General features: G+C 70.2%; 11 protein-coding genes and 1 riboswitch. Of the genes, 6 read left to right on the plus strand and 5 right to left on the minus strand.

The window, feature by feature from the left end:
• Nucleotides 1-308 precede the first annotated feature (308 nt).
• Together FE633_RS19310 and FE633_RS19315 are read left to right on the plus strand one after the other, a co-directional pair.
• Entirely contained in the window at nucleotides 309-1,628 is a 1,320-nt protein-coding gene (locus FE633_RS19310; RefSeq protein WP_138046426.1) for an ATP-binding protein, read from the plus strand.
• On the plus strand, nucleotides 1,625-2,395 hold the full coding sequence (locus FE633_RS19315; RefSeq protein ID WP_138046427.1) for a LuxR C-terminal-related transcriptional regulator: 771 nt from the start codon (nucleotides 1,625-1,627) through the stop codon (nucleotides 2,393-2,395). The genes FE633_RS19310 and FE633_RS19315 overlap by 4 nt, the downstream gene beginning before the upstream one ends.
• 7 nt (nucleotides 2,396-2,402) lie before the next feature.
• On the opposite strand, the gene FE633_RS19320 is transcribed toward FE633_RS19315, so the two are convergent.
• On the minus strand, nucleotides 2,403-3,227 hold the full coding sequence (locus FE633_RS19320; RefSeq protein ID WP_138046428.1) for an L-histidine N(alpha)-methyltransferase: 825 nt from the start codon (nucleotides 3,225-3,227) through the stop codon (nucleotides 2,403-2,405).
• Between the two features lie 28 nt (nucleotides 3,228-3,255).
• On the opposite strand from FE633_RS19320, the gene pdxR reads away from it, so the two are divergent.
• Entirely contained in the window at nucleotides 3,256-4,824 is a 1,569-nt protein-coding gene (gene pdxR, locus FE633_RS19325; protein WP_138046429.1) for a MocR-like pyridoxine biosynthesis transcription factor PdxR, read from the plus strand.
• Nucleotides 4,825-4,978: 154 nt separating this feature from the next.
• Here pdxR and FE633_RS19330 read toward each other — a convergent pair whose 3' ends face one another.
• Nucleotides 4,979-6,034 (minus strand): C40 family peptidase, encoded by a 1,056-nt coding sequence (locus tag FE633_RS19330; protein WP_138046430.1) that lies wholly within the window; start codon nucleotides 6,032-6,034, stop codon nucleotides 4,979-4,981.
• Nucleotides 6,035-6,458: 424 nt separating this feature from the next.
• Between FE633_RS19330 and FE633_RS19335 the strand changes: the two genes are divergently transcribed.
• Nucleotides 6,459-6,812: a hypothetical protein gene (locus FE633_RS19335; RefSeq protein ID WP_138046431.1), complete on the plus strand. Its 354-nt coding sequence runs from the start codon at nucleotides 6,459-6,461 to the stop codon at nucleotides 6,810-6,812.
• Between the two features lie 96 nt (nucleotides 6,813-6,908).
• On the opposite strand, the gene FE633_RS19340 is transcribed toward FE633_RS19335, so the two are convergent.
• On the minus strand, nucleotides 6,909-8,069 hold the full coding sequence (locus FE633_RS19340) for a C40 family peptidase (protein WP_138046432.1): 1,161 nt from the start codon (nucleotides 8,067-8,069) through the stop codon (nucleotides 6,909-6,911).
• 7 nt (nucleotides 8,070-8,076) lie between these two features.
• Nucleotides 8,077-8,249, minus strand: a riboswitch (cyclic di-AMP (ydaO/yuaA leader).
• Between the two features lie 488 nt (nucleotides 8,250-8,737).
• On the opposite strand from FE633_RS19340, the gene pcrA reads away from it, so the two are divergent.
• Complete coding sequence (pcrA, locus tag FE633_RS19345; protein WP_138046433.1) at nucleotides 8,738-11,224, plus strand: DNA helicase PcrA; 2,487 nt, start codon at nucleotides 8,738-8,740, stop codon at nucleotides 11,222-11,224.
• A 99-nt stretch (nucleotides 11,225-11,323) separates the two neighbouring features.
• On the opposite strand, the gene FE633_RS19350 is transcribed toward pcrA, so the two are convergent.
• Nucleotides 11,324-12,922, minus strand: coding sequence for a M23 family metallopeptidase (locus FE633_RS19350; protein WP_246113710.1), 1,599 nt, complete (start codon nucleotides 12,920-12,922; stop codon nucleotides 11,324-11,326).
• Nucleotides 12,923-13,148: 226 nt separating this feature from the next.
• Nucleotides 13,149-14,060, minus strand: a complete 912-nt coding sequence (locus tag FE633_RS19355) for an esterase/lipase family protein (RefSeq protein WP_138046435.1) — start codon at nucleotides 14,058-14,060, stop codon at nucleotides 13,149-13,151.
• A 481-nt stretch (nucleotides 14,061-14,541) separates the two neighbouring features.
• Here FE633_RS19355 and icmB point away from each other — a divergent pair, with 481 nt between their 5' ends.
• Nucleotides 14,542-14,958, plus strand: a complete 417-nt coding sequence (icmB, locus tag FE633_RS19360; RefSeq protein WP_138046536.1) for a coenzyme B12-dependent isobutyryl CoA mutase small subunit — start codon at nucleotides 14,542-14,544, stop codon at nucleotides 14,956-14,958.
• Nucleotides 14,959-15,132 lie beyond the last annotated feature (174 nt).

The following is a 15,132-nucleotide window of genomic DNA, read 5'->3' on the forward strand; positions in this document are numbered from 1 at the left end:
GCGGCGGCAGGGGCGCCGGCGGCGGGTGTGGTGTCCCGCGGCTCGGCGGCCGGGGCCTCGCCGAGGCCCGTGCCGCGGCGCCGGCCGGAGCCGGGTTCCGGACCCGTCGCGGCGTCCTGCTGATCTGTCATGTGTCCATGGTGACGGCCCCGACGGCTCGGCGGCAGTCGGGACGACCCTGGCCGAACCCTGAAATCGCCCCCGACGTCGAGGAGCGTTCGGCGATCAAATCGATGTCCCATCGATGTCCATCGGCGTTCCCCTCGACGTTCATTCGAAGATCAGGGGAGTCTCGGGGGTCGACCCTGATGCCCGGGGGCGCCCGGCGTGTGAACATCGATGGCATGCCGGAAGCCGCAGCCCTGCCCGTCGAGACCCCGCGGCCGCCGCGCAAGCTCTACCGCAGCAGCGACGGACGCTTGCTCGGTGGCGTCGCGCGGGGGCTCGCCGGACATCTCGGGCTGCCCGTGGCCTGGGTGCGGGTGGTCTTCGTCGGGCTGTTCCTGGCGGACGGGCTCGGGGCGTTGCTGTATGCCTCGTTCTGGTTCTTCGTGCCGCTCGGCGTCGGAGGCGTGGACGCCGGGCGCCCCCCTGCCATCGTCGCCGAGGTCGCGGCCGACGGCCGCCGCAAACTCGTCGCCCGCAAGCCCGACAAGGGCCAGATCGTCGCGCTGCTCGCGATGGTCGTGATCGCCATGGTCTTCGTCGGCAACGTGGACCTGAGCGGCGGGGCCAAGGCGTATCTCTGGCCCGCCGTTCTGGTCGGCGCGGGTGTCGCCCTGGTCTGGCGCCAGGCGGACAACGCGCGGCGTGCCCGCTGGGTGGAGGTGGGCCGCCGCCGGCGCACCCTGAACCTGGCCCGCTCGGCGGCCGGAGTCCTCCTGGTCACGGCGGGGGTCTCCGGGATATTCGTCCTGCAGGGTTCCGCCGCCCACCTCGGCTCGGTGCTGCAGGCGGCGCTCGCCGTCCTGGTGGGCATCGCGCTGCTCGCCGGCCCCTATCTCGTACGCATGACCCAGGACCTGTCCGAGGAGCGGTTGATGCGTATCCGCGCCCAGGAGCGGGCCGAGGTGGCCGCCCATGTCCACGACTCGGTCCTGCACACCCTGACCCTGATCCAGAGGAACGCGGAGAACGCGAGCGAGGTGCGCCGCCTCGCCCGCGCCCAGGAACGCGACCTGCGCTCCTGGCTCTACAAACCGGAGGGCACCGGCAAGGACGAGGCCGACGAACCGGACACCCTCGCCGAAGCGGTCCGGCGCAGCGCGGCGGAGGTGGAGGACAAGCACGGGGTGCCCATCGAGGTTGTCGTCGTCGGCGACTGCCCGCTCGACGACAGAATCGGCGCCCAGATGCAGGCCGCGAGGGAAGCGATGGTCAACGCGGCCAAGTACGGTGGCGAGGGCGGCGCGGTACAGGTCTACGCCGAAGTCGAGGGCAAGTCGGTCTTCGTGTCCGTCCGGGACCGAGGCCCCGGCTTCGATCTGGATTCCATACCCGCCGACCGCATGGGCGTCAGAGAATCGATCATCGGCCGCATGGAGCGCAACGGCGGCACGGCCCGACTGCGCGCGGTGCCGGACGGCGGCACGGAGGTCGAGCTGGAGATGGAGAGGGCGGAGACATGAGCGACGCGAACGGGGCGAGCGAGCCGGTGGAGTCGGCCGAGCCCGCGGGCGGCACGCCTGCCGGCAGCACGCCTGTCGGTGGCACGCCTGCCGGCGGAGCGGTCGAGCGCCGGGTCAGGGTGGTCCTCGTCGACGACCACCGCATGTTCCGTACGGGGGTCCAGGCCGAGATCGGGCAGACCGAACGGACGGGTGTCGAGGTGGTCGGAGAGGCCGCCGACGTCGACCAAGCGGTCTCCGTCATCACGGCCACACGGCCCGAGGTCGTCCTCCTGGACGTGCACCTCCCGGGCGGCGGCGGTGTCGAAGTCCTGCGCCGCTGCGCCCCCTTGATGGCGGACGCCGAGCGGCCCGTACGTTTCCTCGCGCTGTCCGTCTCCGACGCCGCCGAGGATGTCATCGGCGTGATCCGGGGCGGCGCCCGTGGCTACGTCACGAAGACCATCACCGGCACGGACCTGGTCGACTCCGTCTTCCGCGTCCAGGACGGCGACGCGGTTTTCTCCCCGCGCCTGGCCGGCTTCGTTCTCGACGCCTTCGCCTCCACCGACGCCCCACCCGTGGACGAGGACCTCGACCGCCTCACCCAGCGCGAGCGCGAGGTCCTCCGCCTCATCGCCCGCGGCTACGCCTACAAGGAGATCGCCAAGCAGCTGTTCATCTCCGTCAAGACCGTCGAATCCCATGTCTCGGCGGTACTTCGCAAGCTCCAGCTGTCGAACCGGCACGAGCTCACCCGCTGGGCCACGGCACGACGGCTGGTGTGACTGTTCGTCACGCCGGGTTCACCGCCACCGCCTTGAAGAACGTGTAGTGGAACGTGCCGTCCTCGGATGCCGTGCGGTGCAGGTCCGCGATGCCCCGATCCCAGTCCGTGGGGGTGATGAGGTCGGCCTCCAGGGCCTCCTCGCGCACGGACTCGATCATGGCGGTGAACGTGTTGCGGGTGAAGCCGTTGACCAGGGCGGGGCGGGAACGGTCGGCGTAGACCGTGCGGGGGCGGACCGTCACGTCGTCGTATCCGGCGCCGGTGATGAGGGGGTGCAGCTCGCGGCCGATCAGGGCGTTTCCGCCCGATGCCGCCTGGAGTTGGACCTGGCAGTCGATGGCGGCGTGGGCGTACGGGCTGTCGGGGTGGAAGAACGCCGAACCGTGGTCGCCCTCGATGACGGTGAGGGTGCCGCCGGGGCGGAGGACGCGGCGGAGGGCGGTCAGCGCCTGGCGCGGGGCGGCCAGGTGCTCCAGGACGAAGCAGACGAAGAGGTGATCGAACTCGGCGTCCGCGAAGGGGAGTTCGAAGAGGTTCGCCTGGTGCCACGTCACGCGGGCCTCGGGGAACTGGGCCGTGACGCGGGCGCGGGCCTGGGCGAGTGAGGCGGCCGAGATGTCCACCGCCGTGAAGTGCGTCTTCGGGCTGGCTTCGACCAGGTGGACCGTCTGGGCGCCCACTCCGCAGCCGACCTCCAGGACCTTGCTGCCCGCGGGGTAGGCCGTGTCGGCGTGGAGCAGTTGCGCCAGGGTGTCGGCCTGGTCGCCGAGGCGGCGGGACTCGTGGGCGGAGTAGCCGTGGACGTAGTCGATGGGTGTGGTGGTGGTCATGGGGTGAGCCTTGTCCGAGAATGGTCCGATGGACAGGTCCAATGAGGTTGTCCTCGACGGGTCCATAGCCGGAGGTCCGGTGGGTGAGGCCTCGTCCGCCGGCTCGGACTTCCTGCAGCTGGACATACGGGACGCGCCGCTCGGCGGGCGGGCCGACTGGCTCGCGGGGCAGTTGCGGCGCGCGATAGCCGACGGGCGGCTGCCGCTCGGAAGCCGGCTTCCGGCGACACGTGTGCTCGCCGCCGAGTTGCGGGTGTCGCGCGGGGTGGTGACCGAGGCGTATCAGCGGCTCTCGGAGGACGGGCATGTGGTGGGGCGGGGGCGCCAGGGGACGGTGGTGGTGGCCGGGCCTGTGGTGGCCGGGCCTGTGGGCGCCGGGCCGGTGGGTTCCGGGCCGGCGGGCGCCGGGCCTGTGGAGGCTGAGGCAAGCCGGCGACTGGCACCTCAACGGCCCGGATCCACCGACCTGTTCGGCCTTCCCCCGGGTGAGGATGTCTTCGACCTGATCCGGACCGCGCCCGCGCGCATCGATCTGTCGCCCGGCGTACCGGATCTGGCGGCGTTTCCGCGGGCGGCGTGGTTGCGGGCCGAGCGTGAGGTGTTGGGGGAGCTGACGGCCGGTGGGTTCGGGTACGGGGATCCGCGCGGGACCGTGGAGTTGCGGCGGGCCGTCGCGCATTGGCTGGGGCGGAATCGCGGGATCAGGGTCGATCCCGAGGAGGTGCTGATCGTCGCGGGGACCGCGCAGGCGCTCGCGCTGGTGGGCGGTGTACTGCGGGAGGAGGGGGCCGGGGAGATCGCCGTGGAGGATCCGGGGTCGCTGGGGATCCGCCAGCACTTGGGGAACCTCGGGCTTCGTACGCCGCCTGTGGCGGTCGACGGCGACGGCGTGCTCGTATCCGAACTGGCCGATCACCGGGCGGTGTTGCTGACACCGGCTCATCAGTTTCCGACCGGGGTCGTGCTCGGGGGCGCGCGGCGCCGGGAGTTGATGCGGTGGGCCGAGGCGGGCGGCCTGGTCGTCGAGGACGATTACGACGCCGAGCACCGTTACGACCGGTCGCCCGTACCCGCGCTGCGGTCGATGGTGCCGGAACGGGTCTGCTACATGGGGAGCGTGTCGAAGCTGCTCGCGCCCGCGCTGCGTATGGGGTGGGTGGTGGCGCCGCGGCGGTACCGGGACGCGCTGGTGGCGGCGAAGCGGTTCGCGGATCTCGGCAATGCGGTGTTGCCGCAGCTCGTGCTGGCTCGGCTGATGGAGTCGGGGGAGCTGGAGCGGCATCTGCGACTGCTGCGGCGGCGTCATCGGCGGCGTCGGGACGCCATGATCGCGGCGATACGGGCGCACCTGCCGGGGGCGGTCGTACACGGCGCGGCGGCCGGGCTGCATCTCCTGGTTACGTTCGAGGGCGACGAGAGGGACACGGATCTCGCCGGTGCGTCGCTGGCCCGTGGCGTCAAGGTGCACCCGCTCTCGTGGCACCGCCAGCGGCCGGACGGCCCACCGGGACTGCTCCTGGGCTACGCGGCGACCCCGGCATCGGCGATCGAGGACGGCGTGGCGATGGTGGGCGAGGCCCTGCGCGAGCTCCGCTGACCCGCGCCCCTTCAGGGGCGCGGGGAACTGCGTGACCAGCCACAACAGGCCCGCAGCCGACATACGAACCCCGAGGCCTGGGGGCGCAGCCCCCTGTTTCGGGAAGGGGGTGGGGTTGGGGAAAGAAAACCCCACCCCACCCCGCTGCACCCGCTCACACCACCCGGGTCGCCCCGGCGAACGGCATCTCGTCCAGCGGAGCCACCCGCACCGGCGCCGAAGGATTGGGCGCGTGGATCATCTGCCCGTTGCCCACATAGAGCCCCACATGGCTGATGCCCGAGTAGAAGAACACCAGGTCCCCGGGCTGGAGCCGGGACCGGGAGACGCGTGTGCCGGAGTCGATCTGGGCGTACGTCGTCCGGGGCAGGGAGATGCCAGCGGAGCGGTACGCGGCCTGCGTCAGCCCCGAGCAGTCGAAGGCGTCCGGCCCGGTGGCGCCCCACACATACGGACTGCCGAGTTTCTCGTACGCGTACGAGATCGCGGCGGCGGCACGCGAGTTGGGCGCCGCCGTGGTCGAGCCCGGGTCGTGCGGGGCCGACCCGGAACGCGAGGCGCGCGCCGTGGTGGCGTCGTCCGCCCCGATCCGCGCCCGCTCCTCCGCCGTCAACCGGGAGAGCAGATGCCGGGCCTCGCCCAGTTTCCCGGTGACCGCGGTCTTGTGCCGCCTCAGATCCGCCTGCTGGGACTTGAGCGAGGCGAGTTCGACCTGCGCGGCCCCGCGCAACTGCTCGATCTCGCGCAGCTCCTTGCGTACGCGCGAGACGGTCGTCGCCTGCCGGCTCCCGGCGCGCTCGGCGAACGCGGCCCCGTCCAGGTACTGATCGGGATCCGACGACAGCATGAGCCGCAACGCGGGGTCGAGGCCTCCGTCCCGGTACTGCGCCGCGGCCACCGAACCCAGGGCGTCCCGCTCGGAGTTGAGCCGCTCCGTCCTGCGCGCGGCCTCGTCCTGAAGGGAGTCCAGCCGTCGCTCCGTCTTGGCGGCCTTCTCCTTCGACCCGTTGTACTTGTCGGTGGCGACCTCCGCCTCCTGGTACAACTTGTCGACCTTCGCTTTCACCTGATCCGGCGTCAGCTGCGGCTCCGCGTGCCCCGCCCCGTCGAAGGAGGTCGCGCTCGCCGCGCCCGCGAGCGCGATCGTGAAGGCTGTGCGGGTCGTACCCCCGGCCAATGAGCGCTGTCTCGGCTTGCGGTGCGCTGCCACCTGGACTCCACGTCCTTCCGTACGACCGCCGAGGCGTGGATACGTCCCCGGCGGCGGCCCGAGGGCCGGTCACACGTCCGGCGGCGGCCCGCACAGGGGGAGCGGGCCGCCGCCGGACCTTTCTCGGCGGTGGTGTCCGGCTGCCGCCCTGGTCCGGGCGGTGGGTGGGAAGCCGGTCACCTGGTGAAGGACGCTAAACCTGAGAGTGAGGGGTTGGTAACGCCATGTACGGAACTGGCGGGAGCGAGTCGCGCAGTGAACGTTCGCGACCGTGATCCTGGCCTGCCGCCGGCGAGTTGACGAGGAGCGGTGACCGATGCGGCCGTTGTGCAAGCGGGGCAGGCGCGGTGCTGGTATGGGCCCGCCGAGGGAGGCGGGGGGCCGTGCGAGGCGGCCTCAGAGCCTCCGATTAGGCTCCGGCGTCATGGACGTACTCATCCATCTCTTCGTGGCGCTGCACATCATCGGCATCGCCTCACTCCTCGGAGGCTTCCTCACCCAGATGAAGGCGATGGGTGAGGGAACGGCCCGCTTCAGCCCGGCGATGCTTCACGGCGCCCTGACCATGCTGGTCACCGGCGTCGTCCTGGTGGGCCTCAACCAGGCCGACGACCAGCCCGTCAACAACATCAAGATCGGCGTGAAGCTGGCGCTGCTGATCGTGATTCTCGGGCTCGTGTACGTGAAGCGGGACGAGGAGACGGTGGAGAAGGGGTTGTTCGGGTTGGTGGGCGGCCTGACCATCGCGAACATCTTCATCGCGGTTCTCTGGACCTGACAGGGACCTGAAAGCGGCCGCCCTCGCCGGGGCCAGGGCGTCACCAGGTGATGCCCACGCGCGCGTGCCGCATGAAAGCCCGCACGCGCGCGTGGCTCACGCCGGGCGGACGACGCTGTGGATCGGCATGTAGTAGATCGACTCCTCGCGGACGTACGCCCCCGGCTTCGGGGCGTGGACCATCATGCCGTCGCCCTTGTAGATGCCGACGTGGCTGATGTCGTCGTAGAAGAAGATCAGGTCGCCGGGCTGGGCGTTGGCGACCGATACCGTCGTGCCGGCGTTGACCTGGTCCCAGGTGGTGCGCGGGAGGGTGACGCCGGCGGCCTTCCAGGCGGCCTGCGTGAGACCGGAGCAGTCGTAGGAGTCGGGGCCGGTCGCGCCCCAGACGTACGGCTTGCCGGTCTGGGCCTCGGCGAAGGCGAGCGCCTTCTCGCCCTTGGAGGTGGAGGTCGAGGTCGAGGTGCCGGTCCCCGCGGTGCTGCCCGAGCCGGAGGTGCTCGTGGAGTCCTGCTGGGCCTGCTGCTCCTGGCGCTGCCTCTCCTCCTCCGCAGCGGCCTGCTGCCGCGCCAGCTCCTCCGCCTTGCGCCGGGCCTCCTCCTGCTTCTTCCTCTCGATCTCCGCGAGCCGCGCCTTCTCCTCGGCGGTCAGCTGGGAGAGCAGCTCGCGCGCCTCGGCGAGCTTCCGCTGGACCTCCGCCTTGGAGCTCTTCAGGGTGCTCTGCGTCTTGGTGAGCGTCTCCAGGCTCTCCGCGGCCTCCTGACGCTTCTTCGTCGTCGCGGCCTGCTGCGTGGTGTAGTCGTCGACTGCCTGCTTCTGGCGGCTGGTCAGCCGGTCCATCAGCTGGGTCTGGTCGAAGTAGTCCTGCGGGTCGTCCGCGAGCAGCATGGTCGCGGTACCGGGGGTGGAGGCGCCGGTGCGGTACTGCGCGGACGCGAACTCACCGAGTTCCTCGCGCGCTTCGTTGAGCTTCTGCGTGCGCTCGGCCACGTCGTCCAGGAGGGTGTCGACGCGCTTGCGCTGCTTTGTGGTCTTCTCCTTGGCCCCGTTGTACTTCTCTGTGGCGGTCTCCGCCTGCTGGTAGAGGTCGTCCACCTTCTTCTGGACCTCGTCGAGGCTGGGCCTCGGCTCCGCGGCGGGCGCGGCGTTCGCCGACTGCGAGAGCAGGGCCACCGAGGTGAGGGCGGCGGTGGCCAGGGCAGGGGTCCGTATGCCCATGGGACTACTGGGGGTCCGCAATTTGCGGTGCGACGCCACGAGGGCGACTCCTTCCGTCGTCCGCTTACCGAGTTAGCTGTCGGGTTCGGGCGGGTGCTCCGGAAGGTTTGCCCTACGGTCCTTGCTCCCCCAAGGGAGTTGGACCGATTCACCCCAAGGTCGTTGGGTCCCCGGCTCCGTCGGCCCACAAGGGCGTACCGGACTCAGCGGAGGCCGCACGGCCCGGCGACGTTCGCCGGTGGGTGTCGAGCGGCCCACTGGAAAGTTAGCCAACGGGTGTGGCTCCTGTGAAGGTTGGTGAGCGAATTGCCCGATACGTTTTCGTGACCTTTTCCTCAACCGAAGCTCTTCGAGGTCAATCCGGAAGGGTCTGAGGCCAGTTGTCCTGGCTGACGGAGTTCTCCCGATTTCGGGGCACTGGTGCCGAGTCGGCCGGCCCGGGGCGGCCTCGGCGTCGATGCGCGCGCCCAGGGGGGCGCATGGTACCTACGGTACTTATGGTGCAACCTGTGCGCCGCGCCCGCCCTCCCCGGTGGCCGCAAGATCCGCGTACGAGCTCTCTACCCCGTTCGTCGCCGAACGTAACAGAACGGCGATGGAGGGTGAGGGGGCTCTGGGGATCGGATCAGGGAGATCGGCTCCGGTTTCTGGTGGAGTTCTCAGGGGGGCGGCGAGGTGTCAGTGGGGGAGCCTAGACTCGGAGAGCGATGAGCAGCCTCTTTGATGACAGCTTCCTGGCGGACCTCAAGCCCTCGCAGGCCCACGAGGAAGAGCCCCCGCCGCCGCCCGAGGACGAGGCGCCGGAGCCGGTTCCGGACGACCTGTTCGGCGGCCGCTTCGACGTGCCGCCGAGCCGGGACGAGTACTACCGCGACGGCGCCCCGCGGCCGCACGTCGACGCCGCGGCGCTCCTGGAGGGGCTGAACGAGAACCAGCGCGCGGCCGTCGTGCACTCCGGCGCGCCCCTGCTCATCGTGGCCGGCGCCGGCTCCGGGAAGACCCGTGTGCTCACGCACCGGATCGCCTATCTGCTGGGCGAGCGGCAGGTGCACCCGGGCCAGATCCTCGCGATCACCTTCACCAACAAGGCCGCCGGTGAGATGAAGGAGCGCGTCGAGCAGCTCGTCGGCCCGCGTGCCCACGCGATGTGGGTGATGACCTTCCACAGCGCGTGCGTCCGCATCCTGCGCAGGGAGTCGAAGAAGCTGGGCTTCACCTCGTCGTTCTCCATCTACGACGCCGCCGACTCGAAGCGCCTCATGGCCCTGGTCTGCCGCGATCTGGACCTCGACCCGAAGCGCTTCCCGCCCAAGTCCTTCAGCGCCAAGATCTCGAACCTGAAGAACGAGCTGATCGACGAGGAGGACTTCGCGAGCCAGGCGGCCGACGGCTTCGAGAAGACCCTCGCCCAGGCGTACGCGCTCTACCAGTCGCGGCTGCGCGAGGCGAACGCCCTCGACTTCGACGACCTGATCATGACGACGGTCAACCTCCTGCGCGCCTTCCCGGACGTCGCCGAGCACTACCGCCGCCGCTTCCGCCACGTCCTCGTGGACGAGTACCAGGACACGAACCACGCGCAGTACGCCCTCGTACGGGAACTCGTCGGCACCTCCGAGCACCCCGTGGACGTCCCGCCCAGCGAGCACGACGTCCCGCCCGCCGAACTGTGCGTCGTCGGTGACGCCGACCAGTCCATCTACGCCTTCCGCGGCGCGACCATCCGCAACATCCTCCAGTTCGAGGAGGACTACCCGGACGCGACGACGATCCTCCTGGAGCAGAACTACCGCTCCACACAGACGATCCTGAGCGCCGCCAACGCGGTCATCGAGCGCAACGAGAGCCGCCGCCCCAAGAACCTGTGGACCAACGCGGGCGCGGGCGCGCAGATCACCGGCTACGTCGCCGACACGGAGCACGACGAGGCGCAGTTCGTCGCCGAGGAGATCGACCGGCTGACGGACTCCGGTGACGCGAAGGCGGGCGACGTCGCCGTCTTCTACCGGACGAACGCGCAGTCCCGTGTCTTCGAAGAGATCTTCATCCGCGTCGGCCTGCCCTACAAGGTCGTCGGCGGCGTCCGCTTCTACGAGCGCAAGGAGGTCCGGGACGTCCTCGCGTACTTGAGGGTGCTGTCCAACGCCGAGGACTCCGTCCCCCTGCGCCGCATCCTGAACGTACCGAAGCGCGGCATCGGCGAGCGCGCCGAGGCGATGATCGACGCTCTCGCGTCGCGGGAGAAGATCAGCTTCTCGCAGGCGCTGCGCCGCGTCGACGAGGCGTACGGCATGGCGGCCCGCTCCACGAACGCCGTCAAGCGGTTCAACACGCTGATGGAGGACCTGCGGACCATCGTGGACTCGGGCGCCGGTCCGGCCACGGTCCTGGAGGCGGTGCTCGAACGCACCGGCTATCTCGCCGAGTTGCAGGCCTCGACGGACCCGCAGGACGAGACCCGCATCGAGAACCTCCAGGAACTCGCCGCCGTGGCCATGGAGTTCGAGCAGGAGCGCGCGGAGGGAGAGGCAGGCACGCTGTCCGACTTCCTGGAGCAGGTCGCGCTCGTCGCCGACTCCGACCAGATCCCGGACGAGGAGGAGGACGGCTCCGGCGTCATCACGCTCATGACCCTCCACACCGCCAAGGGCCTCGAATTTCCCGTGGTGTTCCTGACCGGCATGGAGGACGGCGTCTTCCCGCACATGCGCGCGCTCGGCCAGACCAAGGAACTGGAGGAGGAGCGGCGGCTCGCGTACGTCGGCATCACACGCGCGCGGGAGCGGCTGTACCTGACGCGGTCGACGATGCGCAGTGCCTGGGGGCAGCCCTCGTACAACCCGCCGTCCCGCTTCCTGGAGGAGATCCCGGACACGCATCTGGAGTGGAAGCGGACGGCATCCATGGGGTCGATGTCCGCCGGCCCGGTGGCCGGGGTGGCGGCCTCCCTCTCGTCCTCCCGCTCCCGGTCGGCGGCCTCGGGCGCGTCCGGCTTCGCGACGCGGCGCGGCGGCGCCACGGAGAAGCCGGTGGTATCGCTGGCGGTGGGTGACCGGGTCACACACGACCAGTTCGGGCTCGGCACCGTGGTCGGCGTGAAGGGCACAGGGGCGAACGCGGAGGCGACGATCGACTTCGGGGAACCGAAGCCGAAGCGGCTTCTTCTGCGGTACGCGCCGGTGGAGAAGCTCTAGCAGCGAGGGCCTCTAGCAGCGAGGGCTCCAGCCCGTTACAGGGGGCTATGGGCGGGGCCCCGGGGACGGGCACCGCGGCAACGGACGCGTACGCGTTGCCTAATTCGGGTTCAAGCCGTGGCTGCGCAGCCACGGCAGCGGGTCGATCGCGTCGCCGCCGCCCGGATGTACCTCGAAGTGGAGATGCGGGCCGGTCGAGTTGCCGGAGTTGCCCGAGAACGCGATCGGGTCGCCGGCCTTCACGGCCGTCCCGGAAGCGACCTTGTAGCTGGAGAGGTGGCAGTACCAGGTCTCCGTGCCGTCCTTGGCGGTCACGACCGCCATGTTCCCGTACGCGCTGTTCCACTCCGTACGGATCGTGCCGTCGGTCGCGGCCATCACGGTCGTGCCGTACGAGACGGGGAAGTCTATGCCGGTGTGTACCGACATCCAGTTGATGCCGGACTGGCCGTAGTAGGCGCTGAGTCCCTTCTGGGCGACCGGCAGCGCGAACTTCGGACGCAGCCGCTCCTTGCGGGCCGCCTCGGCCGCCGCCCTCTTCTTCTCGGCCTCCTGCTGGGCCTTGAGGTCGATACGTTCCTGCGTGCGGCTCGCGCGGTCGGCGAAGTCGTCCGCTCCCGCGGAGAGGCTTTCGAGCTGGGTGTCCAGTTTGTTGTTGGCAGCCGACGGCTTGACGGCGCTCGCGTCGGGCGCGGCGGTCGTCTGCGGGGCCTCGCTCTCGCTTCCGGCGCCCACGGACGCGGCCGCGATCCCGGCCACCCCCACCACACACGCGGAGGGCACGACGACCGTCAGCAGCGCGGAACGCTTGGGCGGAGTGCGGCGACGGGAACGGGCGGCTCCACGGCCTGCGCTGCGGGACGCCGAACGTGGGGCCGGGGCGACGATGGTGGCGGCGACGGGGCTGAGCTCCTCGACCCCTTCGACGCCGTCGAGCGGCGGGAAATCGTCGTGCGTGCCGGTGCCCATGTCGGTGCCTGGGCCGACGCTGGTGCCGGTGTCCGGGTCGTCGGAGGGGATGAAGTCGCCCTCGGCGGCCATCGGTTCGTCGTACCCGATGTGCTCGAAGGTGGCTGTGGCCTGCTGGTCGTAGGACTCGTGCTGGTCGTAGGACTCGTGCGGCTGGTGGTCGCCGTCTGAGTTCCACGCCGTCGCGTCGTACGCGCCCGTTTCGAAAGTCTGCGTGCTCCACTGCTGGTTCTGGTCGACCGGCTCGGCCTGGTGCCAGGCGTTCGCGTCCCACTGGCCGGTGGCTTCGGGGCCGACGGCCTGGCTCGGGATCTCGGCGAGCTGCTGGTACCCGGTGGCCTCAGGCCAGATCCCCGTCGTCTCATAGCTGCCGGTGTCGTACGCCGAGAGGTGCTGGGCCGTGTACGGGTCGTAGTGCGGCGTCTGGTGGTGTCCGCCGAGTGTCTCGTGGGAACCGGTGGACCACTGCGTGGCGTCGTACGAACCGGTGCCGCCGCCCGGCAGGTCGCCGAAGAGGGGGTCCGTCTCGAAGGCTGTGGTCGCGTAGGTGCCCGTCGCGTCGTAGGCGCCCGTGGCGGTCGCGTCAAAACCCGTGGCGGAGTAGGCGTCGTACGTGGTGAAGTCGCCGTACTGGGATCCCTGTTGACCATAGGACGCGTAGTGCGCCGAGGCCGCATCGGGAGCCGGAGTCGGGGGAGTTGCGGTCCCCGACGGGTGACGGTCGTTCACCAACTTCTCTTTCGCCTCGACGACAGGGGCTGGCAGAGCAGTGCGGTGACTGTACCCGGCAGTACGCGGGCGCGACAATCTTCGGCAGGTTTCCCCCGCGCAGGAAACGGGCATTCGACCGTCTTTCGGCGGACTGCGGACGCGGCTTTGGCCTGGCGTTCGACGAGTGTTCGAAGGATCGGAGACGCTCCGAAACGCTCGGAGGCGGTCCCGACGTCGGGGGCGTCTACGCCACGGTCAGGCCGTTGGCGTGTGCGGCTGTGCGGGCTCCTGGCACCTCGGCTTCGAGTGCCTGCCGTATGCCCGCCGCGACGGCCGGATGCACGGGCAGCGCGAGATGGCCGATCCCGCTCACGCGAACGTTCTGCGCGAGCAGGTCGGGGTGCTCGATACAGGCGGTCTCCAGCGGGTCCATCAACTGGTCGAGGTCGCTCCAAAAGCTCACAAACCGGGTTCGGCAGTGCGGCGCGCGCTCACGCAGCTCCTCGATCACGGCGGATCCGGGCCGCATCTGCCGCACGATCGGGTGCGCGTTCATCATCGGCACGACAGCGGTGCCCGAGTGCGGTGTGCCGAGCGTGACGAGCGTCCGTACGCGGACGTCACCTCCCAGGCGCTGTACGTAGTAGCGCGCGATCAGTCCGCCGAGGCTGTGCCCGACGATGTCCACCTCGTGCCGGCCGGTGCGCTCGCAGATCTCCTCGATGTGCCGGCCGAGCAGTTCGGCCGCGGTGCGTATGTCGCAGGTCAGCGGTGAGTAGTTGAGCGACTCGACCTGCTGCCTGCCGTGCTGGGCCAGCGAGCGGCGCAGCAGCACGAACACAGAGCGGTTGTCTATGAACCCGTGCAGCAGTACGACAGGGGGATGGACCGGGAGGGGCAGGCGGGAGGCATCGGACTCGCCGCCGGAGTCGTGGGCGCTGTCGTCGGGGCCGGGCCCGGTGCCGGTGCGGGTGCCGGGGGCGGGTGATCGCTGCTCCTGGATGATGCCTGAGGGGTAGAGGAGCAGATGTCCCGCGAGGATCGCGATCTCCAGGGCCGTCGCCTTCAGGAGATTCAGAGAGAGTCCGGCCAGTCTGCTGGGGAGCAGACGCTGGCACAGCGGCAGAAAGGGCAACACTGCCCTGGTGACCTTCATGGCCGACCTCCCGTCGGCGCACGGAAGGACGCCTCTGTCCCCCGTGTGCCCTCATAGGAAACCGTCAACGAGTGAAAACGACGCCGCACAGGCGGCGTGTATGACGCCGGTGCGGCGACCTCGTGGCAGCTCCCTCTGCGCCCGGTCCGGCTGCGGCCCTTGTGTCGCAGGATGCGGGATCGGTGCGCTGCGAACGTGTCCCACTGTGTGATTTCCCCCTCGGTATCCACCGCGAAACTGCCGGTTGAGGGATGCTGGCGATAACGTTCGTTCACTTCCCCGGCCGGCGCGGTGCGGGGTGCCTGTGCCGCTGGGGCACACCTGAGGTGGAGCGGCCGCGACGCGTCGACCAGCTGAGCCGACGAGTCGCTGCCATCGCCGTGGGGTGCTATCAGTCGTTACAAGCCGGTACAGGTCGATACAGATCTCTGCAGATCGGTTCTCTGCAGACCGGGGCAGTCGGTTCATGGAGGCAGCAGTGATGGGTGTGGCAGCCGGTCCGATCCGAGTGGTGGTGGCCAAGCCGGGGCTTGACGGCCATGATCGCGGGGCCAAGGTGATCGCGCGGGCGCTGCGCGATGCGGGTATGGAGGTCATCTACACGGGCCTTCACCAGACGCCCGAGCAGATCGTCGACACCGCGATCCAGGAGGACGCCGACGCGATCGGGCTCTCCATTCTCTCCGGCGCCCACAACACGCTTTTCGCCGCCGTCATCGCACTCCTCAAGGAGCGCGACGCCGAGGACATCAAGGTCTTCGGCGGCGGCATCATTCCCGAGGCGGACATTCCGCCCCTCAAGGAGAAGGGCGTCGCGGAGATCTTCACACCTGGCGCGACGACGGCGTCGATCGTGTCCTGGGTACGTGCGAATGTGCGGCAGCCGGCCGAGGCGTAGGGCTCCGCCGGTGGGGTGGGTTTTCCCTTCCCCAACCCCACCCCTTCCCGAAACCGGGGGCTGCGCCCCCAGGCCCCCGACCCCGGTCGCACCTCGGCTGCGGGCCGTCCGTGGCTGATCGCGCAGTTCCCCGCGCCCCTGGCTGGGGGGCTGCGCCCCCCCCAGGCCCCGGTT

It is taken from the genome of Streptomyces montanus, assembly GCF_005786655.1.
GTDB classification, from domain to species: Bacteria; Actinomycetota; Actinomycetes; order Streptomycetales; family Streptomycetaceae; genus Streptomyces; species Streptomyces sporangiiformans.